Origin of the sequence: Pseudomonas sp. NBRC 100443 (genome assembly GCF_030268185.1) — a bacterium.
GTDB classification, from domain to species: domain Bacteria; phylum Pseudomonadota; class Gammaproteobacteria; order Pseudomonadales; family Pseudomonadaceae; genus Pseudomonas; species Pseudomonas citronellolis.
Window position 1 is genome coordinate 199,238 of the sequence record NZ_BSQE01000002.1, and the last position, 26,413, is coordinate 225,650.

Annotated in this window: 23 protein-coding genes; 18 read left to right on the forward strand and 5 right to left on the reverse strand. The window is 69.2% G+C overall.

Features of this window, described 5'->3' with window-relative positions; genetic code table 11:
* Positions 1-27 precede the first annotated feature (27 nt).
* The 4 genes from QSJ95_RS03140 (at position 28) to QSJ95_RS03155 (ending at position 5,055) form a co-directional block, all read left to right on the forward strand.
* Positions 28-1,503 carry an aldehyde dehydrogenase family protein gene (locus QSJ95_RS03140; protein ID WP_285639982.1) on the forward strand — a complete coding sequence of 492 codons (1,476 nt, stop codon included), beginning with the start codon at positions 28-30 and terminating at the stop codon, positions 1,501-1,503.
* A 289-nt stretch (positions 1,504-1,792) separates the two neighbouring features.
* Positions 1,793-2,935, forward strand: a complete 1,143-nt coding sequence (locus QSJ95_RS03145) for a M20 family metallopeptidase (protein ID WP_009621920.1) — start codon at positions 1,793-1,795, stop codon at positions 2,933-2,935.
* An 11-nt stretch (positions 2,936-2,946) separates the two neighbouring features.
* Positions 2,947-4,281, forward strand: a complete 1,335-nt coding sequence (locus QSJ95_RS03150; protein ID WP_285639983.1) for a type III PLP-dependent enzyme domain-containing protein — start codon at positions 2,947-2,949, stop codon at positions 4,279-4,281.
* 12 nt (positions 4,282-4,293) lie between these two features.
* Positions 4,294-5,055, forward strand: a complete 762-nt coding sequence (locus QSJ95_RS03155; RefSeq protein WP_009621924.1) for a maleate cis-trans isomerase family protein — start codon at positions 4,294-4,296, stop codon at positions 5,053-5,055.
* Between the two features lie 23 nt (positions 5,056-5,078).
* On the opposite strand, the gene QSJ95_RS03160 is transcribed toward QSJ95_RS03155, so the two are convergent.
* Complete coding sequence (locus QSJ95_RS03160; protein WP_009621927.1) at positions 5,079-5,981, reverse strand: LysR substrate-binding domain-containing protein; 903 nt, start codon at positions 5,979-5,981, stop codon at positions 5,079-5,081.
* 173 nt (positions 5,982-6,154) lie between these two features.
* On the opposite strand from QSJ95_RS03160, the gene QSJ95_RS03165 reads away from it, so the two are divergent.
* From QSJ95_RS03165 to QSJ95_RS03205, 9 genes are all read left to right on the forward strand, one after another.
* Complete coding sequence (locus tag QSJ95_RS03165) at positions 6,155-6,622, forward strand: RidA family protein (protein ID WP_043272826.1); 468 nt, start codon at positions 6,155-6,157, stop codon at positions 6,620-6,622.
* Between the two features lie 40 nt (positions 6,623-6,662).
* Entirely contained in the window at positions 6,663-8,009 is a 1,347-nt protein-coding gene (locus QSJ95_RS03170) for an amidase family protein (RefSeq protein WP_285639984.1), read from the forward strand.
* 135 nt (positions 8,010-8,144) lie between these two features.
* A complete protein-coding gene (locus QSJ95_RS03175) occupies positions 8,145-8,930 on the forward strand; it encodes an SDR family oxidoreductase (protein WP_009621933.1) in 786 nt (261 codons plus the stop codon).
* Positions 8,931-8,940: 10 nt separating this feature from the next.
* Positions 8,941-9,636: a ribonuclease activity regulator RraA gene (locus QSJ95_RS03180; protein WP_009621935.1), complete on the forward strand. Its 696-nt coding sequence runs from the start codon at positions 8,941-8,943 to the stop codon at positions 9,634-9,636.
* A gap of 225 nt (positions 9,637-9,861) precedes the next feature.
* On the forward strand, positions 9,862-11,130 hold the full coding sequence (locus QSJ95_RS03185; protein WP_281686907.1) for an MFS transporter: 1,269 nt from the start codon (positions 9,862-9,864) through the stop codon (positions 11,128-11,130).
* A gap of 106 nt (positions 11,131-11,236) precedes the next feature.
* Positions 11,237-11,635: a hypothetical protein gene (locus QSJ95_RS03190; protein ID WP_285639989.1), complete on the forward strand. Its 399-nt coding sequence runs from the start codon at positions 11,237-11,239 to the stop codon at positions 11,633-11,635.
* Positions 11,636-11,675: 40 nt separating this feature from the next.
* Entirely contained in the window at positions 11,676-12,092 is a 417-nt protein-coding gene (locus tag QSJ95_RS03195; protein WP_058070377.1) for an organic hydroperoxide resistance protein, read from the forward strand.
* Between the two features lie 108 nt (positions 12,093-12,200).
* The gene (locus QSJ95_RS03200; protein WP_285639991.1) at positions 12,201-15,068 is read left to right on the forward strand and encodes an ATP-binding protein; all 2,868 of its coding nucleotides are present in this window, start codon (positions 12,201-12,203) and stop codon (positions 15,066-15,068) included.
* 255 nt (positions 15,069-15,323) lie between these two features.
* The gene (locus QSJ95_RS03205) at positions 15,324-16,763 is read left to right on the forward strand and encodes a catalase (RefSeq protein ID WP_502945260.1); all 1,440 of its coding nucleotides are present in this window, start codon (positions 15,324-15,326) and stop codon (positions 16,761-16,763) included.
* Positions 16,764-16,855: 92 nt separating this feature from the next.
* Here the strand turns inward: QSJ95_RS03205 and QSJ95_RS03210 are convergent, their stop codons facing one another.
* Entirely contained in the window at positions 16,856-17,605 is a 750-nt protein-coding gene (locus tag QSJ95_RS03210; protein ID WP_043272820.1) for a creatininase family protein, read from the reverse strand.
* Between the two features lie 281 nt (positions 17,606-17,886).
* On the opposite strand from QSJ95_RS03210, the gene QSJ95_RS03215 reads away from it, so the two are divergent.
* Positions 17,887-19,092 (forward strand): MFS transporter, encoded by a 1,206-nt coding sequence (locus QSJ95_RS03215; RefSeq protein WP_285639994.1) that lies wholly within the window; start codon positions 17,887-17,889, stop codon positions 19,090-19,092.
* A gap of 20 nt (positions 19,093-19,112) precedes the next feature.
* On the opposite strand, the gene QSJ95_RS03220 is transcribed toward QSJ95_RS03215, so the two are convergent.
* Genes QSJ95_RS03220 through QSJ95_RS03230 form a run of 3 tightly spaced genes read right to left on the reverse strand, consistent with a single transcriptional unit; the run spans position 19,113 to position 22,573 of the window.
* Complete coding sequence (locus QSJ95_RS03220; RefSeq protein WP_285639996.1) at positions 19,113-19,784, reverse strand: response regulator transcription factor; 672 nt, start codon at positions 19,782-19,784, stop codon at positions 19,113-19,115.
* Positions 19,785-19,811: 27 nt separating this feature from the next.
* The gene (locus tag QSJ95_RS03225) at positions 19,812-20,183 is read right to left on the reverse strand and encodes a response regulator (RefSeq protein ID WP_009621952.1); all 372 of its coding nucleotides are present in this window, start codon (positions 20,181-20,183) and stop codon (positions 19,812-19,814) included.
* Complete coding sequence (locus tag QSJ95_RS03230; protein WP_285639999.1) at positions 20,180-22,573, reverse strand: PAS domain-containing protein; 2,394 nt, start codon at positions 22,571-22,573, stop codon at positions 20,180-20,182. Before QSJ95_RS03230 ends, QSJ95_RS03225 begins: the two co-directional genes overlap by 4 nt.
* A 225-nt stretch (positions 22,574-22,798) precedes the next feature.
* Here QSJ95_RS03230 and QSJ95_RS03235 point away from each other — a divergent pair, with 225 nt between their 5' ends.
* From QSJ95_RS03235 to QSJ95_RS03250, 4 genes are all read left to right on the forward strand, one after another.
* Positions 22,799-23,215 (forward strand): organic hydroperoxide resistance protein, encoded by a 417-nt coding sequence (locus tag QSJ95_RS03235; RefSeq protein ID WP_043272815.1) that lies wholly within the window; start codon positions 22,799-22,801, stop codon positions 23,213-23,215.
* 249 nt (positions 23,216-23,464) lie between these two features.
* Positions 23,465-24,814, forward strand: a complete 1,350-nt coding sequence (locus QSJ95_RS03240; RefSeq protein ID WP_285640002.1) for an epoxide hydrolase family protein — start codon at positions 23,465-23,467, stop codon at positions 24,812-24,814.
* 46 nt (positions 24,815-24,860) lie between these two features.
* A complete protein-coding gene (locus QSJ95_RS03245; protein WP_285640004.1) occupies positions 24,861-25,850 on the forward strand; it encodes an alpha/beta fold hydrolase in 990 nt (329 codons plus the stop codon).
* 13 nt (positions 25,851-25,863) lie between these two features.
* Complete coding sequence (locus QSJ95_RS03250) at positions 25,864-26,367, forward strand: cytochrome P460 family protein (RefSeq protein WP_285640006.1); 504 nt, start codon at positions 25,864-25,866, stop codon at positions 26,365-26,367.
* Positions 26,368-26,413 lie beyond the last annotated feature (46 nt).

The window sequence follows — 26,413 nt, forward strand, 5'->3', positions numbered from 1 at the left end:
CCAGCAACAACACCGAAGAAGGCAACGATGCAGAATCTCAACTTTATCAATGGGCGCTGGTGCCAGAGCCTGTCCGGCGAAACGCTGCCGGTGACCGACCCGGCCAGCGAAGAAAACTACGCGGAAATCCCGCGCAGCGGCGCGGCGGAGGTCGACGCCGCGGTGCAGGCCGCCGAAGCCGCCCTGGCCGCCGGCTGGCGCCGCACCACCGGCGCGCAGCGGGCCCGTCTGCTGCGGGCGATCGCCGCCGGCATCCAGCAACAGGCCGGCGCCCTGGCCGAGCTGGAAGTGCGCGACTGCGGCAAGCCCATCACCGAGGCGCGCTACGACATGAGCGACGCCGTGGCCTGCTTCGAATACTACGCGGGGCTTGCCGAAGCGCTGGACGGCCAGCAGGGCACGCCGGTAGAAGTGTCCGACCCGCGTTTCGAAGTGAAGCTGCGCCATGAGCCGGCGGGCGTCGTCGGGCTGATCGTGCCGTGGAACTTCCCCCTGGTGAACGCCGCCTGGAAGGTGGCGCCGGCTCTGGCAGCGGGCTGTACGGTGGTGCTCAAGCCCTCCGAGCTAGCCTCCCTGACCACCCTGCGCCTGGCGCGCATCGCCGAAGAAGCGGGGCTGCCGGCCGGCGTGCTGAACGTGGTGTGCGGGCTGGGCAGCGAATGCGGTGCCGCCGTGGCCGCGCACCCGGGCATCGCCAAGGTGTCCTTCACCGGCGGCACGGAGTCGGGCCGCAAGGTCATGCAGGCGCGCGCCAACCTCATCGGCGACCTGGCGCTGGAGCTGGGCGGCAAGTCGGCGATGATTGTCTTCGACGACGTCGACCTGGACCATGCGGTCGAGTGGATTCTGATGGGCTCGATGTACAACCAGGGGCAGGTCTGCGCCGCCACCAGCCGCGTGCTGGTGCAGGACTCGATCTTCGACGCGCTGCTGGAGAAGCTGCGGCACGCGGTGCAGGGCCTGCGCGTCGGAGCGGGGCTGGACGACTCGACCCAGGTCGGCCCGCTGATCAGCGCGGCCCAGCGCGAGCGCGTCGCCGCCCTGGTCCGCCAGGGCGTGGAGCAGGGCGCCCGGCTGCTATGCGGCGGCGAGGCTCCCGGGCAACTGGACAAGGGCTATTTCTACCTGCCGACGGTGGCGCTGGATGTCTCCCGCGACAACGTGCTGTGGCGCGAGGAAGTCTTCGGCCCGGTGCTCTGCGTCGCCCGCTTCGGCAACGAGGCGCAGGCCATCGAACTGGCCAACGACAGCCGCTACGGCCTGGCGGCGGCGGTGCTCTCCGACGACGGCGAACGCCGCGAGCGGGTCGCCGCGCAACTGGTCGCCGGCATCGTCTGGGCCAACTGCTCGGGGCCGGCTTTCATCCAGGCGCCCTGGGGCGGGGTGAAACAGAGCGGGTTCCGCCGCGGGCTGGGCGAGTGGGGCATGCACGAGTTCCTCGAACTCAAGCAGGTCACCACCTACACCAGCGCGGATGCCTGGGGCCACTTCAACGCCCGCTGAGGCGCCTCGAAACACCCGCTTGCCACGCTTTCTGCCGCCGCGCCCACCCGGTGTGGCGGCAGTTTTTTTATGCCCGACCGCCGGCCGGCGAGGCGCGTCCTTGCTGGGCCCGGGCTCGTGTAAGCCCAGCTTACAGGTACGCAAATTTAATCAATTGAGCCCCCGTGCGGGAGACCGTTAACTGGCTCCAGCGGCCGGGACGAGCCCCCGTGGATGCTCCCGCCGTACCGATCATGCTCGCCGCCCGCGCCGACGCGGGAGCGACACTCACTGCCCTGGAGAAGGTTTCATGAGCGACATCGACAACACCCTGCTTCTCGATCTGTCCCGCCGGCTGATCCAACTGGTCACCTTCGATCCGCCGGGCAACGAGCTGCCGGCCGCCCAGTTGGTCGCCTCGGTACTCGCCGACTTCGGCATCGAAAGCGAACTGCAATCCATCGGCGAGAACCGCGCCAACGTGGTCGCCCGGATCAAGGGCAAGGGCCAGCGCCCGGCACTGATCTTCTCCGCCCACCTGGACACCATCAGTGTCAACGAGGCCGAGTGGAGCGTGCCGCCGTTCGGCGCGCTGGTGAAGGATGGCCGCCTCTACGGCCGCGGCGCCACCGACATGAAGGCCGCGCTGGCCGCCATGGTGGTGGCCGGCATCGCCATGCAGCAGCGCAAGGACGAACTCCAGGGCGACCTGATCCTCGCCTTCAGCGCGGCGGAGAACTCCAGCTGCCTGGGCGCCAAGCACCTGGTGGAGAGTGGCGCGCTGGCCGGCGCCGGTGCGCTGCTGGTGAGCGAGCCGACTTCCCTCGACGTCTTCACCGCCGAGAAGGGCGCCCTGTGGATTCGCGCCACCGCCAAGGGCGAGTACGGCCACAACGCCTTCTCCGCGGACCGCACTGGCGATCGCGGCAGCGCGATCCTGCGCATGGCCGAGTTCCTCTGCCGGGTGCGCGACCTGAAGCTGCAGGCCCCGGTGCATCCGATGCTAGGCTCGCCGACCGTCAATGTCGGCATGATCGAGGGCGGCATTTCCTGGCCGCTGATCGCCCCCGAGTGCCACGCCTGCATCGACATCCGCACCGTGCCGGGCCTAACCGCGGACGACGTGGTCCAGCAGTTCCAGGCCATCGCCGGCCCCCACGTCAGCCTGGAAGTCGTCGACGAGAAGCCGCCGATCGACACCCCGCTGGAGCACCCCTTCGTCTCGCTGTGCGTTTCCTCGGTGACCGCCGAGCGCGGCGCCGAGCCGGTGGTGACCGGGGTTTCCTACTACTCCGACGCCGCGGTGATAGCGCCCGCGCTCAACGTCCCCATGGTCATCATCGGTCCCGGCGAAGTGGGCAAAAGCGGCTCGGTGGACGAGTACGTCGAGCTCGACAAGCTCGAAGCCTCCGCGCGCATCTTCGCCGACATCGCCCTGCGCTACCTGGCATGACGGGCCGCGCGATGAACGACATCGAGCCGAAACTGCCCGCCGCCTTCGAGCGGGCCATGCAGGCACTGGATGCGCAGCCGGTCGACGGCACCTGCAAGGGCCTGCCGCCGACACTGGCGCCCATCGCGTTCCGCGAGATCGGCCAGCAGGGCTGGAACCTGCTGAACCAGGATCTGGCGTTCCCCGTCGCGGTGCTCAAGCGCAGCGCCGTGCAGAACAACCGCGAATGGATGAAAGCGTTCCTGCGCCATACCGGCGCGCGGATCGCGCCCCACGTCAAGACCAGCATGTCGCCGCAGCTGTTCCAGGCCCAGCTGGAAGACGGCGCCTGGGCGCTGACGGCTGCCACCGCGAACCAGGTGGCGGTCCTGCGCCGCTTCGGTGTGCCGCGCATCCTCATCGCCAATCAGGTGCTCGGCCGGCAGAACGTCGCCCTGCTGTTCGATGAGCTGGCGCGCGAGGAGGGTGCCGAGCTGCTGGTGATAGTCGACTCCGCGTCGTCCCTGGAGGCGCTGCTCGAAGGCGGGCGGGGCAGGGCGCTGAAACGCCGCCTCGGCGTGCTGCTGGAAGTCGGCGCGCCGGGTGGCCGCACGGGCCTGCGCGATGCAGCCGAAGCGTGCGCATTGGCGCAGCGCATAGCTGGTAGCGATATCGTCGAGCTGCGTGGCCTGGAGTCCTACGAAAGCGTGTTCCCCGGGCTGCCGGAGGAAGACAAGCTGCCGCGCATCGAGCGCATGCTCCAGGCCATGCTCGGGCTCGCCAGCGACTGCCTGGCGGCGGGGTGGTTCGCGGCAGGGGAGATCGTGTTGTCCAGCGGCGGGTCGGAATACTTCGACATCGTCGTGAAGCGGCTGAGCGAGTGGCGCGCGCCGCAAGGGCAGGTGGTGGTGATCCGCAGCGGCTGCTACCTCGCCCACGACCACCTGGCCTATGCGCGGGCCTTCGACCGCCTGCTCGCGCGCCAGCCGGAACTGGATGGCATCGCCCCGCACCTGGCGGGGGCGCTGGAGGTGTGGGGCATCGTCCAGTCCCGCCCGGAGCCGGGGACTTTCATCGTCACCGTGGGCAAGCGCGACATCAGCTTCGACTTCGAGATGCCGGTGGCGCGCCTGCATTACCGGCCGGCCTTCGGCGCCCGGCCCAGGGCGCTGGATGCGCAGTACCGGGTGACCCGCCTCAACGACCAGCACGCATTCGTGCAGTGCGACGCGCAGGCCGACGTGCAGGTCGGCGACCTGATCGGCTTCGGCATTTCCCATCCCTGCACCACCTTCGACAAGTGGCAACTGATCCCCGTGGTGGACGACGTCTACGACGTCCGCTCGGCCATACGTACCTTCTTCTGAGCTGGAGCAACGATGAGCGCTGAAATCAACGAAATCCGCATTCCCACCCCCGCCGGCCCCGCCTATGGCGAACAGCTGCGCGTCGGCCTGATCGCGTTGTCCGCCGATGTCGCCATCGAGCGTGACTTCCACCGCATGGCGAATACCGACGAGGTGGCCGTGTTCACCACCCGGATACGGCTTCGCGAGCCGAACACCGAGGAGACCTTCCGCGAACTGGAGCGCGAGCTGCCCAACATCGCGCAGCTCATCCTGCCGCGTTCACGGCTGGACGTGGCGGTGTTCGGTTGCACCGCCGCCTCGATGCTGATCGGCACGCCGGAAGTGGAGGCCGCCGTGCAGCTTGGCCGCGAGGGCATCGCGGTGACCAATCCGGCGATCGCGGTAGTGGAGGCCCTGCGCGCGGTCGGTGCGAAGCGCGTGGCCATGCTGACGCCCTATACGCTGTCGGTGACCGAGGCGGCCGTGGCGTTCTTCGAATCCAATGGCTTGGAGCTAAGCAGCGTGGCGTGCCTGGGCGTCGACCTGGACGACAACCATGCGCGAATCAGCGAGGAGCTGTTGCTGCAACAGGCGCTTGCGCTGGATTGGCAAAGCGCGGACGCGATCTTCCTGTCGTGCACCGCCATCCGTTCGTTGAACGTGATCGAAAGGCTCGAACGGGAAACCGGCAAGTTCGTCATCTCAAGCAACCAGGCCACCTTCTGGCATGCCCTGCGCCTGGGCAAGGCTGCTGCGCCGGTGAAGGGCTTCGGCCGGCTGTTCGAGCACTGAGCCGGAGCCCTGGGCGGCGCAAGTCAGTCGCGAGCCGGCTTGCCTGCGTCGCGCTTCACTTCCTTGAGCATCCAGTCGCGGAAGGTCAGCACGGTGTTGCTCGGTACCTTGCGGTGCAACAGCAGGTAGTTGCCATCGCATTTGACGCCGATGTCGGACAGCACCACCAGGTTGTTCTGGGCGATGTCTTCGCGCACCAGCTCCACCGGGCACAGGGCCACGCCGTGGCCGGCGATGGCGGCGGTGCTCATCAGGTTGAAATCTTCGTAGACGATGCCGGCCAGCGGGGCGTTGAGCTCGACGCCGGCGGACTTGAACCAGGAGGCCCAGACCTCGCGGTCGTTGTCGTGCAGCAGCGGTACGCGGGCGATCTTCTCCGGCGTCGAGAGGTCGCCGTAGCGGGCCACGAAGGCGGGGCTGCACAGGGGGCGGGATTCACCGGAAAAGAGTTCGACGCCCACTTCATTGGCCGCGACGGGGTGTGCCTGGTAACGGATCACGACATCGCAGTCACTGCGCATCTCGAATATTTCATGGGGCGCGTAAATGACCCGGATATCGATATCCGGATGGGCCGCCATGAACTTCGGCAGTCGCGGAATGAGCCAGCGTGAAGCGAATGAGGCAACCGAGGCGACGGACAGTGTCTTGCCTTTCTTGGAGCGGATTATTTCATCGCAGAAGTTCTCGATCTGCTGGAATGAATCCGTTAGTAGATTTGAGAGTTGTTCGCCAATCGGCGTGGGCACTATCCCGCGTCCGACGCGCTGCACCATCTGCACGCCGAAGTGGTCCTCGAGCTGCTTGATCTGGTGGCTGATGGCCGGATGCGTGACGTTCAGCTCGGCCGCGGCCTTGGTGACGCTGCGCAGGCGCGCCGCGGCCTCGAAGGCGCGGAGGCTGGCGAGCGGAGGAATGCTGGGCATTTCGGAGTCCCTCTTGCACGAGGCTGAGATGTTAGTTTGATTTACAGGTTAGATGAAAAGAGTAACTTGTATCAAGCCTCGGATTGAAAGAATCTAGCGTCGAAAGTTCAGCTGTTAGTGTCGCTCTAAAGTTTGAGTTTTATTGCTGCTTATAATATTCCGAGAGAGTCGAAATGAGTGATTCGAATTCCATTTACGGACGCATCGAAGAAGCCGGTATCGTATTGAGCCCGCCGGGTATTCCGGTGGCCGCTTATGTGCCTTTCGTGGAATCGGGAAAGTTGCTGTTCCTGTCCGGGCATATCGCCAAGCAGAAGGGCCAGCCCTGGGTGGGCCAGTTGGGCACGGACATGGACACCGAAACCGGCATCCGCGCGGCGCGTAACATCGCCATCGACGTGCTGGGCACCCTGCAGGCGGCGACCGGGGACCTCAACCGCATCGCGCGCATCGTCAAGGTACTCTGCCTGGTCAATAGCGGTTCGCAGTATCGGGAACACCACATCGTCGCCAACGGCTTCTCGGAAACCCTCGAACACATCCTCGGCGCGCCGGGCAAGCATGCCCGCAGCGCCTTCGGCGTGGCGCAGATCCCCAGCGGCGCCTGCGTCGAGGTGGAGTTGGTCGCAGAACTGCGCTAGGCGCATTCCGGTACCCGGTCTGAAGGAAGTCGAGGAACCCATGGCTACGTTGGCAGAAACATCCCGCGCCCTCGAACGGGGCGAAACGACGGCGCTGGCGCTGGTGACTGCGGCGCTGGAAAGGGCCCGCAGCAGCGCTCACGTGTTCACCGAGCTCTTCGCCGCGGAGGCCCTGGCGCAGGCCAGCGCCGCCGATGCCCGGCGCGCCCGGGGCCAGGCGCTGAGCGCGCTGGACGGCATACCGCTGGCGATCAAGGACATCTTCGACGTGCGCGGCAGCCGGACGCTCGCCGGTTCCCTGACCCGCCGCGAGGTGCCGCCGGCGCAGGCCGACGCCGCGGTGGTGGCGGCCCTCAGGGCCAACGGCATGATTGCCCTGGGCAAGACAAACCTGAGCGAGCTGGCGTTCTCCGGGCTGGGCCTCAACCCGCACTTCGGCACGCCCACCCCGGACTTCCCGGGCGTCGAGCCCAGGGCGCCCGGCGGTTCGTCGGCGGGCTCGGCGGTGGCGGTGCAGCGCGGCATCGTCAGCGCCGCGCTGGGCAGCGACACCGGCGGCTCGATACGGGTGCCCGCGGCCTTCAACGGGCTGGCGGGGTTCAAGAGCTCAGCGGAGCGTTACCCCATGGCGGGCGTGCATCCGCTGGCCCGCAGCCTCGACAGCCTAGGCCCCATCGCGCGCACAGTGGGCGATTGCGTACTGCTCGACGCCGCCATGCGCGGGCTGCGTGCGCCGGTGATCGAAGCGGCGCCCCTCGCGGGCAGCCGGCTGGTCATCGAGGCGGGCATTCTCGACGACGGCGGCATCGCCCCGGCGGTGCGCAGCAACTTCCTGGCGCTGATGCGGCACCTGCAGGCGCAGGGCGCCAGGCTTGAATGGCGCCGGCTCGCGGCGGTGGCGCAGGTGCGCCAGCTGATTCCACGCGATGGCTGGCTGGGCGCCATCGAGGGCTGGGATTTCCTCAAGGACCTGGTCAACGGCCCGCAGGGCAGCGCCATCGACCCGCGGGTCAGCAGCCGCCTGCGCAGCGCGGCGGACATTCCCGCGCAGCGGGTGGCGGCGATCCGCGCGGCCCGCCAGCGCCTGCTGCAAGCCATCGCCGCCGAGCTGGACGGCGCCTTCCTGGCGATGCCGACGGTCAGGCACGTCGCGCCGCCACTGGCACCGCTGGAACGGGACGACGCGCTGTTCGCCACGACGAACGTGGCCACGCTGTCCCTGACCATGATCGGCAGCTTCCTGAACATGCCGGGCGTGGCCATCCCCTCCGGCGTCGATCCCCAGGGGCTGCCGACCTCGGCGCTGATCTCCGCGGTCCAGGGCCGCGACGACGAGGTTCTGGCCCTGGGCCTGGCGGTGGAAGCGGCCTTCGCCGAGCACCGCTGAAACACGGTTTTTCCGATTCACGCCCGGGCCTGCGGCCCTGGCGCAGGCGTGCGGCTGCCCGCGGTTCGGGGCGGCCGGCGTCCACCCATTACCCAAGGCGCCCGCAGGGCGCGCGAACCAGAAAGAGGGCAAGGCATGGATCTTCAATTGAAAGGCAGGACCGCGTTGGTACTGGGCGCCGGAGGAGGGCTGGGCGGCGCCATCGCACGCACCCTGGCTGCGGAAGGGGCGAACCTGGTGGTCGCCGACATCGACCCGCAGGCGGCCCGGGCCACCCTGGATGCGCTGCTGTCCGCTGGCGCCCAGGGCATGGCGCTCACCTGGGACCTCGGCGACCTCGCCCAGGTGGAAGGCCATGCCGCAGCGATCGAGGCGCGCTTCGGTGGTGTCGACATCCTTGTCAATAACACCGGCGGCCCGCCGCCGACGCCGGTCGCCGGCCAGGATCCGGTGCTGTGGCAGAAGCAGTTCCAGGCCATGGTGCTGTCGGTGATCGCCATCACCGACCGGCTGCTGCCGGGCATGCGCGAGCGCCAGTGGGGGCGGATCATCACCAGCGCCTCGTCGGGCGTGGTGTCGCCGATTCCCAACCTGGGCATTTCCAATGCCCTGCGCCTATCGCTGCTGGGCTGGTCGAAGACCCTCGCCCGGGAAGTCGCCCGCGACGGCATCACCAGCAACATCATCCTGCCGGGACGGATCGCCACCGACCGCATCCGCTTCCTCGACCAGAAGAAGGCCGAGCGGGAAGGGCGCAGCGTGGAAGAAGTATCCCGCGAGAGCACCGACTCCATCCCCGTGGGCCGCTACGGCGAACCCCAGGAATACGCCGACACGGTGGCCTTCCTCGCCAGCGCTCGCGCTTCCTACATCACCGGTTCCGTCATCCGTGTGGATGGCGGGCTGATCTCCAGCATCTGAGGACATGGCGATGACACTCGATCCTTCCATCCGCGAGATTCTCAGCGGCATCTCCACCGCGACGCTGACCACCGTACTGCTGAAGAAGGGGCTGCGTAACGTCTGGCTGCGCGGCACCCGGCCAATCCGCCCGGGCCAGCCGCGCCTGGTCGGGCGGGCCTTCACCCTGCGCTTCGTGCCGGCCCGCGAAGACCTGGCGACGCCCGAATCCTGGTCCTCGCCGATCTCCACCCGCGCGGCGATCGAAGCCATGCCGGAGGGCTGCATCGCCGTGGTCGACGCCATGGGCGTCACCGATGCCGGCATCTTCGGCGACATCCTCTGCGCGCGCATGCACAAGCGCGGTGTGGCCGCCTTGATCACCGATGGCGTGGTGCGCGACGTCGCCGGCGTGCTCGGCACCGGCCTGCCGGTCTGGTGCCAGGGCGTGGCGGCGCCGCCGTCGGTGGCCGGGCTGACCTTCGTCAACTGGCAGGAGGCGATCGCCTGCGGTGGTGTCGCGGTGTTCCCGGACGACGTGATAGTCGTCGACGACGACGGCGCGGTGCTCATTCCCAAGGGGCTGCTGGAAGAGGTGGTGGAAATCGCCGCCGAACAGGAGCGCCTGGAGGGCTGGATCATGCAACAGGTGGATGCCGGCGCCTCGCTGCCGGGCCTGTACCCACCGAACGCGGAAAACCGCGCGCGCTACGAAGCCGAGAGATAATCCGCCGCCTGTCTCGCCGGCTCGCCCGGCGGGGTTCCACCCGGGGCGCCCACAAGGCGGCCCGGCGTTTGCCTTCATCCCATCCGCGGCCATTCGCTGCCCGGCTATCCGCCGGCTTGGCGTCCGGCCCGCCGGGCAGGGTAGATTCCTCCCGGTGATCCAGGGGGCCGTCATCGCGGCCCCTTTTCCGCTTCGAACCTCCTTTCCAACGGGTTGCTCAGAACAATGACAATACGCAACGACACCGGAATCGCGCGCAGGATCCGCCATGCGCGCCTGGCCACCATCCTGGGCTTCATGATGATCGGCGGCATGATGTACATCTGGTCCACAGGCGTCAGCGCCTTGCGCCACCAGCTCGGCCTCGCGGGCAGCGCCGGCGACCTGGGCTACGGCATGATTGCCTTCGGCATCGGGGCCGGGGCGGCGGCGGGCGCGCTGTTCACCGGCCGCCTGCTGGACCGCTTCGGCGCGCGCAAGGTCGTGCGCGTCGCGGTGATCCTCTATCCGCTTTCGATCATTCCCCTGGGCTTCGCCAGCGAATTCTGCTTCGCACTGTCCGTCGGCGTGCTGCTAGGCGTATTCCGCGGTGCCACCGAGACGGCGCTGAACGCCCATGGCGTGCAGGTCGAGCGCTTCTACGGCCGGCCCATCATGTCCAACTTCCACGCCTGTTTCTCCCTCGGAGGCTTCCTGTTCGGCATGCTGGGCAGCTATTTCGCTGGCCTGCAGCCACAGAGCGCCCTGTACCCGTTCGCGATCACGGGGACGCTGCTGTTGCTGCTCAGCCTCGCGTTCAGCGGTTTCATGCTGGAGAAGGACGAGGTGCTGGCGCAAACCCAAAGCGGGCACGCTACAGCGCTGCCCGCCGAGCCTGGCGAAGGGCGCCCGTTCCTGCTGATGCTCGGCTTCGGCCTGCTGCTGCTTGCGGTCATGGTGGGAGAGGGCGCGGTGGGCGACTGGGGCCAGGAGTTCATCCACCGCGAACTGGGTGCGACCACGGCCTTCGCCGGACTGGCCATCAGTTGCTTCACCGGCGCCGAATTCATCGGGCGGCTGATCGGCGACCGCCTCACCCAGCGTTTCGGCGCCGCACGGGTGGTCATGGCCAGCGGCGCGGTGTCGCTGGCCGGCCTGGTTCTCGCGCAACTCGGCGACGCCCGGCTCGCCCTGATAGGGTTCGCGCTGTTCGGGCTGGGCATGTCCTGCCTGGCCCCTCTGTTGCTGTCCAGCGCCGGCCGCAAGGACCCGCGGAACGCCGGCCGGAATATCGGCATCGTCAACTGCGTGGGCTTCTCCGGCATGCTGGTCGGGCCGGCCGGCATCTCGCTGGCGGTCGATCACTATGGCCTGGACGTGCTGCTGTTCTTCCCCATGGCGCTCATGCTGCTGATGACGCTCGTCGGCCCCAGACTGGTCGGGAGCCGCACGCCCCCGGCAGCGGAGCCGGTGCCCCGGGGCCGCACCCGCCTAACAGGCGCTAACAGCATATAACGGGCGACTTTGGCACTCCTGCCCCATTCTCATGAGCAGTCCCTGTCCTCGCGCCAAGGCGCAGGACAGTCAATGCAGGGCTGCTTGGGAAAGGGAGGTTGGGCGGATGACTGAAGGTATCGGCTGCATGAGCCTGGCAGGGCGCTGCAGCAATGCGGAATTCGGTGCATTGCTGGTCCAGGCGCAACAGGGCGGTGGCGAGGCGTCGCCGCGCCTGCTCAAGGCGTTGGTTCCGCTGCTCGTGGCGTTCTTCGAAGGGCAGGTACAGGCCGGGCGGATGCGCGGGGAAGACCTCGGCGAGGTCCTGCGGGCTACGTTGAAGGCCGTGGATTCACAGCGTGCCAGCTATGATCCCGCGGGCCCTTTCCGTGCCTGGCTGCTGGATATCGCCCGGCAGGAGCTGGGCGAATACCAGCGGCGCGCGGCGGCGCAGGTGGTGTTGCCGCAGGCCGACGCCAGGCAGCGCCTGTCCCGCACCAGCCGCAAGTGCGCGCGGGTGTTCTGAATTGCCGGGCCCGCCGGTCATCGTTCGTCAGGAAGTACCGATGCAGTCGATCGAGAAGGTTCTCTACACCGCGCACACCCGCACCCTCGGCGGCCGCGACGGCATCGCGCGCAGCGACGATGGCCGCCTGGACCTGCGCTTTTCGCCGCCGGGCGCGCCGGGGCAGGGCACCAACCCGGAGCAGCTCCTGGCCGTCGGCTGGTCGGCCAGTTTCATCGGTGCGCTGCGGCATGCCGCCAACGCCCGGAAAGTCCCGTTTCCCCCCGATGCCACGGTGGAGGCGGACGTGGAACTGGTGCACGGCGAGCACGGCTTCTTCCTGCGCGCGCACCTGGCCATCTCGCTGCCCGGCGTCGAGGCGGAGCTGGCCCGCTGCCTGCTGGACGCCGCCCGGCAGAGCTGCCCGTTCACCAAGGCCACCCGCGGCAACATTCCGCTGCTGCTGAGCCTGCAGTAGACAGGTGCGCATCCTGTGGCGGCGTCCACATGGCCGCTACAGGATGTGCTTGATTGCCCGAGCAAAACGCCTATCCTCGTAGGATTTCCGAGCCCGAGAGAATTTCCCGTGGAGTCCGTAACGGACGCATTGCACGATTCCTTTGACCCGTCCCTCGAGTTCGGTCCCTTCCGCGTCATGCCGGGCAAGCGCCTGCTCGCCCGTGACGGCGAGCCGGTGGAGATCGGCGGCCGCGCCCTCGACCTGCTTATCGCCCTGCTGGAGAAGCCGGGCCAGGTGCTGTCCAAGCGTGAGCTGATCAAGCGCGTCTGGCCCGATGTAGTGGTGGAAGAGGGCAGCCTGCGCTTTCACATGAACAGCCTGCGCCGCGCCCTCGGCGACGGCGAGCAGGGGGCGCGCTACATCGCCACCCAGGTCGGCGTCGGCTACGCCTTCGTCGCCCCGGTTAGCCGGCGCCCGGCCCTGGACGCAGCGCCTTCGGCCGCCCCCGTGGCGCCGCTCGGCGAAAGCGTGGGCGGCCTGCCGCCGCGGGCCAGGCTGTTCGGCCGCGAAGCGGACGTCGCCCTGGTGCTGGAGCGTCTGGCGCAGCCGCGGCTGTTCACCATCGTCGGCACCGGCGGCGTCGGCAAGACCAGCCTGGCCGTCGAGGTGGGCCACCGCGCCGCCGGCGAGCGCCTGGAGCCGGTGCGCTTCGTCGACCTGGCGCAGGTCGAGGACGCGGCGCTGGTGCCTTCCGCCCTGGCCGCCTCGCTGGGCATTCCCGTGCAGGTCGAGGACCCGCTGTTCGTGCTGCTCGCCCACCTGCGCGGGCAGCGGCTGCTGCTGATCATCGACAACTGCGAGCACTTGGTGGACGCGGTGTCCGCCGTTGCCGAGCGCATCGGCGAGGCCGCGCCCGGCGTCGCGCTGCTGGCCACCAGCCGCGAGCCGCTGCGGGTGCGCGGCGAGCAGGTGCACTGGCTGGGGCCGCTGGGCTTTCCAGCCGACAGTGAGGGATTGAGCCTGGAGCAACTGCTGGCATTCCCGGCGCTGCGGCTGTTCGTCGAACGGGCGAAGGCCGGCAACGCCTCGCTGGCGCTGGAGGAGGGCGACGCCCAGCTGGTCGCCGACATGTGCCGGCGCCTGGACGGCATGGCGCTGCCGATCGAGCTGGCGGCGATGCGCGCTGCCAGCCACGGCGTCAAGGCCACCCACGCCCTGCTGGGCGAACGTTTCTCGCTCGGCTGGGCCGGCTGGCGCACCGCGCAGCCGCGCCACCAGACGCTGCGGGCGATGCTCGACTGGAGCTACGACCTGCTCAGCGCCCCGCAGCGCCTGGTGTTCGACCGCCTGGCGGTGTTCGTCGGGCCGTTCTCGCTGCAGGCGGCCTCGCAGATCGTCGCCGATGCCCGGATCGACGAGCTGGAAGCCGCCGCCACCCTGGACGAACTCGCCGCCAAGGGGCTGGTGACGGTCGACCGCAGCGAAACGACGGTCACCTACCGCCTGCTGGAGATGACCCGCGCCTACGTGCGCGACAAGCTGCCGGCCCACGGCGCGGCCGAGATGCACAGCCTCGGCTTCCGCCATGCGCTTTTCTACCTGAAGCTGCTGGAGGGCCTGGGCAGCTCGCCGGAAGACATCTTCGACGGTTGCGCGCGCCTGGCCAGCCAGCTCGGCAACATTCGCAGCGCCCTGGAATGGAGCTTCGGCCCCCAGGGCGATCCCGGCCTGGCGCTGCCCCTGGCGGCGGCCAGCGCGCCGCTGTTCCTGCACTTCTCGCTGCAGGTGGAATGCCGCACCTGGTGCGCGCGCGCCACCGAACTGCTGGAGCTGGGCTACCACGGCACGCCCACGGAGATGGAGCTGCAGGCCGCGCTGGGCCTGGTGCTGATGTTCACCCGCGGCAACAGCGGCGCGGCGGAAACCGCCTTGCTGCGGGCCCTGGACATCGCCGTGGCGCTGGACGACCGCTGGGCGCAGCTGCGCCTGCTGGGCCGCCTGCAGATCTTCTACGAGCGCATCGGCGACTTCGCCTCGTCGCTGGCCTGGGCCGAGCGCGCGCTGGCGATCGGCGACAGCCTGGGCGAGCCGGAGGCCATCGCCGTCGCCGCCTCGCTGGCGGGGATTTCCCACCACCTGCTGGGCGACCAGCGCCTGGCGCGCCAGGAACTGGAGCGCTCGCTGCGCAACAGCCTGCCCTCCGAGCGCAGCCGGACCCTGCACTACGGCTTCGACCACCACAACCGCACCGGCCTGGCGCTGGCGCGCACGCTGTGGCTGCTGGGCTTCCCGGACCAGGCGCGGCGCCTCGCCACGCAAGTGGAGGCGGAGGCCGCGGAGCTGAAGCACCCGGCCACCTACTGCATCGCCCTGGTGTGGACGCTGTGCATCCACATCTGGAACGGCGACCTGGCGCAGGCCGAGGCGAGCCTGCAGGCCTTCAGCCAGATCGCCCACGCCAATGCCTTCGCCCCGTACGTGGCGGCCTCGCTGGGCCTGCGCGGGGCCATCGCCATCCGCCGCGAGCAGCCCGGCGACGCGGTGCCGCTGCTGGAGGAGAGCCTGTCGCGGCTGCAGGGCATGCGCTACGAGCTGCTGACCACCTCGTTCGAGATTTCCCTGGCCGAAGGCCTGATCCTCGATGGGCAATACGCGCGGGCCCTGGCGGTGATCCAGCGCAGCGTCCAGCACTGCCGGCGCAGCGGCGACGCCTTCGCCCTGCCGGAACTGCTGCGCTTGCAGGCCCAGGTGCTCAAGGCGCTGGGCGAGGGCGCCGCGGCGGTCGATGCCGTGCTCGACGAGTCGCTGGCCCTCGCTCGCCAGCAGGGCGCGCGGGCCTGGGAGCTGCGCGCGGGCATGGATCGCGCGAAGCTGCACCTGGAGCAGGGGCGCAACGCGGAAGCGGCGCAGTTGCTCGATGCCTGCGCGCTCAGCGAAGGCTTCGACAGCCTGGACATGCGCCAATTGGCGCAGTTGCGCCAGCGGCTGGGCTGAGGCGGGTAGGGCGCACGCTTCTGCACATTGCAGAAGAGTGCGCCCTATATAACGAAACAGAACTGTTTACCTTAACTGGCCACTGTATTCATATCCCGCCTGTTTATTCTTTTTTATCCGGCACCGGAAGGCTTCGAACAACTTTCCTATTACCGGGCGACACCTTCGTATCATGGTTGGCGGTTGCATAACTTGGTTTGATGGGTTGGCGTTTCCCCTTGTTTGTTCATTGCGCCAATCATCCAGGACAAAACCATGAAAAAGCTCACGACAGCCGCTGGTGCGCCGGTGGTCGACAACAACAATTCGCAGACCGCCGGCCCCAGGGGCCCGGTGCTGCTGCAGGACGTCTGGCTGCTGGAAAAGCTCGCGCACTTCGACCGCGAGGTGATTCCCGAGCGGCGCATGCACGCCAAGGGCTCGGGCGCCTATGGAACCTTCACCGTCACCCACGATATAAGCCGTTATACCAAGGCCCGGCTGTTTTCCGAGATCGGCAAGAGCACCGAAGTTTTCGTGCGCTTTTCCACCGTGGCCGGGGAACGCGGCGCCGCCGATGCCGAGCGTGACATTCGCGGGTTCGCCATAAAGTTCTATACCGAACAGGGCAACTGGGACCTGGTGGGCAATAACACGCCGGTATTCTTCCTGCGCGATCCGTTGAAGTTCCCCGACCTCAATCATGCGGTCAAGCGCGACCCGCGCACCCATCTGCGCAGCGCCGAAAACAACTGGGACTTCTGGACCCTGCTGCCCGAAGCCCTGCACCAGGTCACCATCGTCATGAGCGACCGCGGGCTGCCCCGCTCGTACCGGCACATGCACGGCTTCGGCAGCCACACCTTCAGCTTCATAAGCCCGCAGAACGAGCGCTCCTGGGTGAAGTTCACCTGGAAGACCCAGCAGGGCATCGAGAACCTCACCGACCAGCAGGCCGAAGCCCTGGTCGGCCGGGACCGCGAAAGCGCCCAGCGCGACCTGTATGGCAGCATCGAGGAAGGCCGCTTCCCGCGCTGGACGCTGTATGTGCAGATCATGCCGGAGGCAGGCGCGGCGACCTGCCCGATCAACCCCTTCGACCTGACCAAGGTCTGGCCGCACGGCGATTACCCGCTGATCGAAGTCGGCGTTCTCGAACTCAACCGCAATCCCGCGAACTACTTCGCCGAGGTGGAGCAGGCGGCCTTCAGCCCGGCCAACGTGGTACCCGGCATCGGCTTCTCGCCGGACAAGATGCTGCAGGCGCGGCTGTTCTCCTATGGCGATGCGCAGCGCTACCGCCTGGGCGTCAACCATCACCAGATTCCGGTGAACGCGCCGAAATGCCCGTTCCACAGTTATCACCGGGATGGGCAGATGCGCACCGACGGCAACGCCGGCAGCACCCTGGGCTACGAGCCCAACAGCTACGGGCAATGGCAGGAGCAGCCGGACTTCAGCGAACCACCGCTGGCGCTGCAAGGCAGCGCGGGCCACTGGGACCATCGCGAGGACCAGGACTATTTCTCCCAGCCCGGCGCGCTGTTCCGCCTGATGACCTTCGAGCAGCAACAGGCACTGTTCGACAATACCGCGCGTTCGATCCAGGGCGCCTCGGCGCAGACCAAGCAGCGGCATATCGATAACTGCAGCAAGGCGGACCCGGCGTACGGCGCGGGCGTGGCAAGCGCCATCGAACGGCTGGGCCAGGGCTAGCGCCCGGGGCAGAAGCGGCCGTTGCCGCTTCTGCAGCCTATAGAAAAAAGCCGCGCGCCCATCCATGGGCGCGCGGCCGGTTCGCAGCGGATCTAGCCCGGTATCGACTCGTCGCCGAAGGCCTGGACCTCTTGCACCAGGCCCTGGGCGGCCAGGGCCACCAGTTGCCGGCCCTTTTCGATGGAGGCTTGCGCCGGGTCCGAGCCCATGCGGCCGTCCGGGTGGCGCGCGCGGAAGTCGAGCGCTTCGCGGATGGGGCCCCAGTTGGCGATCCGTGGCGAATACTCGGCGGACTTGATGAAGTCCGGATAGGCCCACTGGGTCACGGCGACCTCGGTGGGCGTGGCATGGATGCCGTGGCCCGTGGGGAACTGCTCCCGCGCCAGGGCATCGACGCCTTCCAGGTCCCACCAGTTGCACAGCTTCAGGGCGAAGCCGGCGCGGCGCCGGGCGAAACTCGCTTCGGCATAGAGTTCCGAGAAGGCCGCTTCGATCGAGGCGATGTTGCCGCCGTGGCCATTGAGAAAGAAGATTTTCTCGAAGCCGTGGCCGGCCAGCGAGCGCACCCAGTCGCCAATGGCGGCCATGAAGGTCGAGGGCCGCAGCGAGATGGTGCCGGGGAAGCCCAGGTGGTGCTGGGCCATGCCGATGTTGAAGGTCGGGGCGATGAGGATGTCCGCCAGCTTCTGCGCTTCGCCGGCGATGATCTCCGGGCACATCCAGTCGGTGCCCAGCAGGCCGGTGGGGCCGTGCTGTTCGTTGGAGCCGATGGGGATGACGATGGTGCGGCTGCGTTCGAGAAACTGGCCGATCTCGGCCCAGGTCGATAGATGCAGGAACATCTGGGGGCTCTCCTTGGAAAGGTTCCTGGCGGAACCCGGTGGGGTGGGGTTCGAGGCGCGGGGCCCTGTCTGTAGCGGCCGGGACGTAATATGCTTCCGGCCCTGCATTCGGCGCCGCTTGCGCAGATCGATCAAAGCACCCGGGTGTCGCTTCGGCGATTGCACGATGGTGTCGGTCGATACTTAGGTATGCACGCAAGGGTATGGCCGAGCAGCGCTTCGAACCGCGCGTCAAAAAGGAAACAGGCTGCGTGCCCAAGGCTATGAACAACAATGCTGCAATGGCCCCGCCCCCGTGGGGCGTCGTCGGCCTGTGCATGCTCTTCAACGTGATCGACGGCCTGGATGCAATGGCCATGGCCTTCACCGGCGGCAGCGTGTCGACGGAGTGGGGGCTGAGTGCGACCCAGCTCGGCGCGCTGCTCAGCGCCAGCCTGGTGGGCATGGCCTGCGGCTCGTTCATCAGCCCCCGGGCGGACCGCTACGGGCGCCGGCCCTTGCTGCTGGCGGGCCTTTCCCTCAGCGGCGTCAGCATGCTGCTGTCGTTCTGCAGCCCGAACCACCAGGTGCTGATGCTTCTGCGCATGCTGACCGGCGTCGGCACCGGCGCGGTGCTGGTGGGCGCCAATGTGCTGGCCCATGAGTACACCGGGGCGCATCGGCGTAGCCTGGCCATCGCCCTGCAATCCCTCGCCTTCGCGCTGGGCGTGAGCCTGGGCGGCCTGCTGGCCCACCTGTTCAACGAGTGGCTCGGCTGGCGCTACGTGTTTCTAGCCGGCGGCGTGGTCACGCTCGCGGCCGTGGCGGCGGGTGCGCTCTGGCTGCGCGAGTCGCCGGAATTCCTGGCCCTCGACCGGCAACCGAATGAAGGGGCACGGCCATCGCGAGGCGCGGAATACCGGCAGCTGTTCGCCCCCGGCCAGTGGCAGCTGACCCTTTCGCTGGCCCTGGGGCTGTTGCTGCTCATGTTCGGCTATTACTTCGTGATGAGCTGGACGCCGACGCTGATGCTGCACAACGGCTTTTCCGAAAAGCAGGGCTCCACCGGCGGGCTGTTGCTGGGCCTCGGCGGCATGCTCGGCGCCTTGCTGGTGGGCCTGGCGGCGAATCGCGCAGGGGGCCGCCAGCTGTTGCTGGGCCTGCTGCTGCTCAATGCCGTGCTGATGACGCTGCTGGTGCCGGCCAGCCGCGTCTCGTCGCTGGCCATCGCCGTGGGCTTCGGCGCGGGGCTGTCGCTCAATGGCGCCATCGCGGCGCTCTTCATCCTCGCGCCCCAGGCCTTCCTCACCGCGGCTCGCACCAGCGGCGTGGGCCTGGTGCTGGCGACCGGGCGCCTGGGGGCGATCCTGTCACCGGCCATCGCGGGGGTGCTGCTCGATGCCAGTTGGAGCACGCAGGAACTGTTCGGCTTCTTCGCCGGCAGCCAGTTGCTGGCGGCCGTGCTCGTCTGGCTGGGCTGCCGGCGGCCGCTGTCGGTCCCGGCCTGAGCCCGGGCGGCGAGGGCGCCTCAGCGCTCGCCGTCGGAGGCGATCTCCAGCAGCGCCGCCATCTTCACCAGGTCCGGCAGCGAGCGCGCCTTCATCTTGCGCATGGCCCGGCCGCGGTGGGCCTTCACGGTGATCTCGCTGATGCCCAGGTCGGCGGCCACCTGCTTGTTCAGGCGCCCGGCGACCACCATGCGCAGCACGTCCCGTTCGCGCGGCGTGAGGCTGGCGTAGGCGGCGCGCAGGGTGCGCAGCCTTTCCTGCTGCTGCAGGGCCACGCGGCTGTGCGCCAGGGCCTCGGCGATGGCGCGCAGCAGGGTGTCGTCGTCGAAGGGCTTGGTGAGGAATTCCACCGCGCCGGCCTTCATCGCGCGCACCGTGAGCGGCACGTCGCCGTAGCCGGTGATGAAGATGATCGGCATGGCCGGGCGCTCGCCGGCCACGCTGCGCTGCAGGTCCAGCCCATTGAGGTCGGGCAGGTTGACGTCCAGGACCAGGCAACTGGGCACCAGGGCCGCGGGCTGGTCGAGGAAGGCCCGGGCGGAATCGAACAACACCGGTTGCCAGCCGGCGAAGCGGATCAGCAGTTCCAGCGACTCGCGCACCGAGACGTCGTCGTCGACCACGTAGACCAGCGGCGTGGCGTCGGCCTGTGGCCGGGTTCCCCCCTGGGGGGCAGGGACAGCGTTCAACATGCCTGGTTCTCCTGGTGGCCTGCGGCGTCAGCCGACCGGTAGCGCGGCGCTGAGCGCCTTGAGCAGTTCCGCCTCGCTGAAGGGCTTCAGCAGGCAATCCACGGCGCCCTGGGCGATCAGGCGCGGACGGGTGGCCGCGTCGCCATGGGCGGTGATGAAGATGATGGGGATGCGCCAGCCGCGCCGGGCCAGTTCCTTCTGCAGCTCCGGCCCGGACATTTCCGGCATGGCCACGTCGAGGATCAGGCAGCGCGTCTGCGCGAGGCAGTCCGAGTCGAGGAAGGCCGGCGCCGAGGCGAAGGCCTGCACGGCGAAGCCGAACTCGCGCAGCAGGTCCGGCAGCGATTCGCGCACGGACTCGTCGTCATCCACCAGCGACACGAGCAAAGGCGTGGTCATCGGGCGTTCCCCCTGGCGTGGTCGTCGTCGGCGTCGGCGGCCGGCAGCGGGATGGAAAAGATGAAGGTCGCGCCGGGGCCGTCGTGGGCCGTGGCCCAGATCCGCCCGGCATGGTGTTCGATGATGGAGCGGCTGACCAGCAGGCCGATGCCCATGCCGGCGCGCTTGGTGGTGTAGAAGGCGTCGAACAGCCGGTGGGCGTCCTGCGGGGGGAAGCCGTTGCCGTTGTCGCGCACCGCCAGGAACACGCTGGAGTCCAGGTCGTAGCCGCTGCTGATGCGCAACTGCCGCGGGCGGCCGTGCACCTCGGCCAGGGCGTCCATGGCGTTGATGATCAGGTTGAGGATCACCTGCTGCAGCTGCACGCGGTCGCCGGGCACGGGCGGCAGCTGCTCGTTGAACTGCGGCAGCACGGCCACGCCGTTGCGCTGCAGTTCGTTCTGCAGCATGGCGAGCACTTCCCGGGCCGCCGCGTTGAGGTCTACCGGCTCGCTGGCCACCCCGTCCTTGGCGAACAGCGCGCGCAGGCGCTTGATCACGTCGGCCGCGCGGTTGCCGTCGCGGATGGTGCGCCGCGCAGTCTCGCGGGCGCCATCGACGTTGGGCGGGGTGGCGCCGAGCATGCGCAGGCAGGTGTTGGCGTTGGTGATGATGCCGGCCAGCGGCTGGTTGACTTCATGGGCGATGGACGCGGTGAGCGCCCCCAGGCTGGCGACCCGGGCCACGTGCGCCAGCTCGGCGCGGACCCGGCCCAGGGCTTCGTCGGCAAGGCGGCGCTGGGTGACGTCCTGCACGGCGGCGATGTATTCCAGGGCGCCGTCGGCGTCGCGCATCGCCTGGGCCACGATGTGCACGTGGCGGACCACGCCGCCGGGCAGCAGCAGCCGGTGCTCGTGTTCGAAGTCGCGGGCGGCGTGGCGCTGGCGCTGGAACACCTCGTCGAGGCGGGAGAGGTCGTCGGGGTGGACCCGCGAATAGACCAGCTCGAAGCTCGGCGTCAGGCCCGGGTCCAGGTCGAGCAGGCGGTAGATCTCGTCGGACCAGGCGATCTCGTCGTTGTCCACGTGCCAGGAGAAGGTGCCGGTCAGGCTGATGCGCTGGGCCTTGGCGAGGAAGGCCTCGCTCTGCTTGAGCGCGGCCTCGCCGCGGGCACGCTCGATGGCGATGCTGGCCAGTTGGCTGAACTGCGCGATGCGGTTGCGCTGCGCCTCGTCGGGCTGCCAGGCGTGGCGGAAGAACAGCGAGAGGACGCCGCTCACTTCGCCGCCGGTGGCGATCACCGGCGTCGCCCAGCTCGCCCGCAGGCCGTGGGCCAGGGCGGCGGCGCACCAGGCGGGCCAGCGCGTTTCGGCGGAGAGGTCGGCCACCACCAGGGTTTCGCCGCCGAGCACGACCAGGGATTCAGGGCTGCTGCCGGCGTCCACCGCCTGGCCGTCGCTGGCCATGAGGTCCGGCGGCAGCCCGGGGCCGGCGCCGGGTTGCAGGCGCAGTTCGCCCGGTGCCTGCACGGCGCGGCGGCTGCGGCGGGGCGCGACCAGGGTAATGCCGCACAGGCAGTCGTCGAGGCTGGCTTCTACCAGTTGGCACAGCGCTTCGAGCACCAGGGGCAGGGCGGCGGCGCCGGCCATCAGGCTGTGCAGGCGTTTCTCGCCGGCCAGCAGCAGCTCGGCGCGCTTGCGTGCGTCGATGTCGGTGTTGCCGCCGTACCACTTGAGCACGCGGCCGGCTTCGTCGCGCTGCGGCACGGCGTGGATCAGGAACCAGCGGTAGCTGCCGTCGAAGCGCCGCAGGCGGGCCTCGAACTCGCCCGCAAGCCCCGCAGCCAGCAGGCCCTGCCAGTAGGCGCCCAGCGCCGGCGCGTCGCTCGGGTGCACGGCGTTCATCCAGCCGACGCCGCGAGCCTCGTCGGGGGTCATGCCGGTGTAGTCGAACCAGCGCTGGTTGAGGAATTCGACGCTGCCGTCGGGCGCGGTGCGCCAGACGAAGCCGGGGATGCTGTCGATGAGCGCGTCCAGGGCCGGGGTGCTGGTGGTCGCCGGGCCCGGGCCGAGGTCCTCGATGTCGATGGCCAGGCCGCACCAGGTGCCGGCGGCGGCGTCGAGGCGCTCGACGCGCAGCAGGAAGCGCCGGTAGGCGCCGTCGAAACGCCGCAGGCGCGCCTGCATGTCCTGCGCCTGGCCTGTGTGAAGGATGGCGGTCCAGCGTTGGATCAGCGCCGGCAGGTCGTCGGGGTGCACCACCGACTGCCAGCCATCGCCCAGCGCCGCGTCGGCGCAGTGGCCGGTGTACGCGCACCAGGGGCGGTTGACGGAGTCGACCCGGCCGTCGGCAGCGGCGGTCCAGGCCAGGCCGGGCAGCCTGTCGACGACAGGGCCGGGTTCGTTGTGCATACCGATCCTCTCTCGGCGGTAGCCGTTTCGCGAGCATGCGCCACCTTGGCGGAGCTGCCCATCATACCTTGGTGTCGGCTGGGCGAAAGCGCCGCCGTTGACGGGGCAGGGGGCTGCGCGGGGGCGCTCGATACCTTCGTGCAATCGTCCCCGGCGGCCAGCCTCTGCTCTGATCGGCGGCACATACCGAACCCGGTATGCACGAGCACATGCCAGGAGGCAGCCATGACCACCGAAACCGTTCTCTACACCGCCAGGGTCCACACCACCGGGGCCCGCGACGGCGGCACCTCGCGCAGCGACGACGGGCGCCTGGACATCCGCCATTCGCTGCCCGGCACGCCGGGCACCGGCACCAATCCGGAGCAGTTGTTCGCCGCCGGCTGGTCGGCCTGCTTCGAAGGCGCGCTGGGCCTCGCCGCGCGGCGGAAGAAGATCGCCCTGCCGGCGAACCTGGCCATCGACGCCGAGGTGGAGCTGTGCCAGGGCGGCGAAGGCTACTTCCTGCGGGCGCGCCTGCAGGTCAGCCTGCCGGGGCTGGAGCGGGATGCGGCCCTGGACCTGATCGAGACAGCCCACCAGACCTGCCCCTATTCGAAAGCCACTCGCGGCAACATCGACGTCGCGCTCTCGCTCGCCTGAGCGAGCCCGCTGCGGCCACGCCAGGCCGGCGTGGCCGCAGCGCCCCGGCGCCGGCGGGCCAACGATACGAAGGTATCGACCGACACCTTCGTGCAATCCCCAGGCCCGGCGTCCTTTGTTCTGATCGATGCCACAGGTTGCGCAGCGCCTCCGAAGCGGGGCGGGCGCGACCGACAGTGGCCAGGTTCGCGCTTCGCCGAGGGCGAACGATTGCGTCCACGCCCCGGCCCCCACTCAAGGAGATCGACCATGCTCGCAGCATCGCACCCACGGAAGACTCAGCACCTGTTCACCCGTTCGCTCCTGGCCGGCGCCGTCGGCCTGTTCCTGCTCGGCGGCAGCCACGCGCACCTGGCGCCGCTGGCCCTGGTCGCGTCCGCCAACGCCACGGCGAGCGAGGACGACAGCGTGCGGCCGTACCGCATCGAGGTGCCCCAGGCGCAACTGGACGACCTGCGCCGACGCATCGCCGCCACCCGCTGGCCGGACAAGGAAACCGTCGCCGATGCCTCCCAGGGCGTGCAACTGGCCAGGCTGAAGGCGCTGGTCGACTACTGGGGCAACGGCTACGACTGGCGCAAGGCCGAGGCGAAGCTCAACGCCCTGCCGCAGTTCGTCACCCGCATCGACGGCGTGGACATCCAGTTCATCCACGTGCGCTCCCGCCAGCCCCACGCCATGCCGCTGATCCTCACCCACGGCTGGCCCGGCTCGCCGCTGGAGTTCCTCAAGACCATCGGCCCGCTGACCGACCCCACCGCCTACGGCGGCAAGGCCGAGGACGCCTTCGACGTGGTGATCCCGGCGATCCCCGGGCACGGCTTCTCCGGCAAGCCGACCGAGCTGGGCTGGAACCCCGACCGGGTGGCCCGGGCCTGGGACGTGCTGATGAAGCGCCTGGGCTACCGGCAGTACGTATCCCAGGGCGGCGACCATGGCTCGGTGATCTCCGACGCCCTGGGCCGCCTGGCGCCGCCCGGGTTGCTGGCCATCCACCTGAACATGCCGGCGACCATCCCGGCGGAGCTGGTCAAGCCGATCAACAGCGGCGACCCGGCGCCCAGCGGCCTGTCCGCCGACGAGCGCGCCGCCTACCAGGCGCTGAGCACCTTCTTCGGCCGTAACGCCGCCTACGGCGCGATGATGGTGACGCGGCCGCAGACCATCGGCTATTCCCTGGCCGACTCGCCGGCCGGCATGGCCGCCTGGATGTACGAGAAGTTCGCCGCCTGGACCGACAGCGGCGGCGAGCCGGAGCGCGTGCTCAGCCGCGACGAGATGCTCGACGACATCTCCCTCTACTGGCTGACCAACACCGGCGCCTCGTCCTCGCGCTTCTACTGGGAAAACAACAACAACAATTTCAGCGCCGCCGCGCAGAAGACCGCGCAGATCAAGGTGCCGGTAGCCATCAGCGTGTTCCCCGGCGAAATCTACCGCGCGCCGAAGAGCTGGGCGCAGCGCGCCTATCCCTCGCTGGACTACTTCCACGCGGTGGGCAAGGGCGGCCACTTCGCCGCCTGGGAGCAACCGCAGCTGTTCAGCGAGGAGCTGCGCGAGGCCTTCCGCCCGCAGCGCGCCTCGCTGGCCGAGCGCTAGACCGAAGTCCCGCCGATTCCCGGCACACAGCAAGGGAGAACCCCTGATGAACCCGTTCAAGTACAAAGCCCTGGGCGCCCCGGTGCTCGCATTCGCCCTGGCGAACCTCGCCGCCCCGCTGGTGCAGGCCGCGGACGACGCCTTCGGCGCGCTGCGCCACGTGGACGCCGGGCTGCTGAAGGTTGCCTACGCCGAAGCCGGCCCCGCCGACGGCCCGGCGGTCATCCTGCTGCACGGCTGGCCCTACGACATCCACAGCTACAGCGAAGTGGCGCCGCAGCTGGCGGCCAAGGGCTACCACGTGCTCATCCCCTATGCCCGCGGCTATGGCGACACCCGCTTCCTTTCCGCCAAGACGCTGCGCAACGGCGAGCCGGCGGCCCTGGCGGTGGACGTCGTCGACTTCATGGACGCGCTGAAGATCAAGCGCGCGGTGCTCGCCGGCTACGACTGGGGCGCGCGCTCGGCCGACATAGTCGCGGCGCTGTGGCCGGAGCGGGTGAAGGCCCTGGTCTCGGTCAGCGGCTACCTGATCGGCAGTCAGGCGGCGGGCAAGGCGCCGCTGCCGCCCAGCGCCGAACTGCAGTGGTGGTACCAGTTCTACTTCGCCACCGAGCGCGGCCGCGAAGGCTACGACAAGTACCGCCACGAGTTCGCCAGGCTGATCTGGCAGTTGGCCTCGCCCAAGTGGAACTTCGACGACGCCACCTTCGCGCGCAGCGCGGCGGCGCTGGACAACCCCGACCAGGGCCCCATCGCCATCCACAACTACCGCTGGCGCCTGGGCCTGGCCGAGGGCGAGGCGCGCTACGCGGAACTGGAGAAGCGCCTGGCGGCCTTCCCCACGATCGGCGTGCCGACCATCACCCTCGAAGGCGACGCCAACGGCGCGCCGCACCCGCCGGCCGAGGCCTACGCCAAGCGCTTCAGCGGCAAATACGAGTACCGCCTGATCAAGGGCGGCATCGGCCACAACCTGCCGCAGGAGGCGCCGCAGGCCTTCGTCCAGGCGGTGGTCGACGCCGACCACCTGTGAGCGGAGCGCAGCCATGACACCCAGACTCACCGCACTCGCCGCGACGCTCCTGGCGCTTGCCCTGGCCAGCGGCGCCAGCGCCGACCCGGCGCCCGCCGCGGAAGCCTCGCCGATCTACGGCGTGCGCATGCCCGAGGGCTACCGCAACTGGCAGCTGGTCGCCCCGGCGCAGGAAGCGGCGCCGCTGAACGAGTTGCGCGCCGTACTCGGCAACGACATCGCCATGCGGGCCTACCGCGCGGGCAAGCTGCCGTTCCCCGACGGCAGCGTGCTCGCCAAGCTGGCCTGGAAGCACGTGCAGTCGCCGGAGTTCGAGCCGGCCTCGATCCCCGGCGCGGCCACCACCGTGCAGTTCATGGTCAAGGACTCGAAGAAGTACGCGGCCACCGGCGGCTGGGGCTTCGCCCGCTTCATCGACGGCAAGCCGGCCGACGAGGCGCAGCACCAGACCTGCTACGCCTGCCACCAGGCGCGGGTGAAGAACCATGACCTGGTGTTCACCCGCTACGCGCCCTAGCGCCGATTCCCCACCACCGGCCGGGGCCGCGCGCCCCGGCCTCATT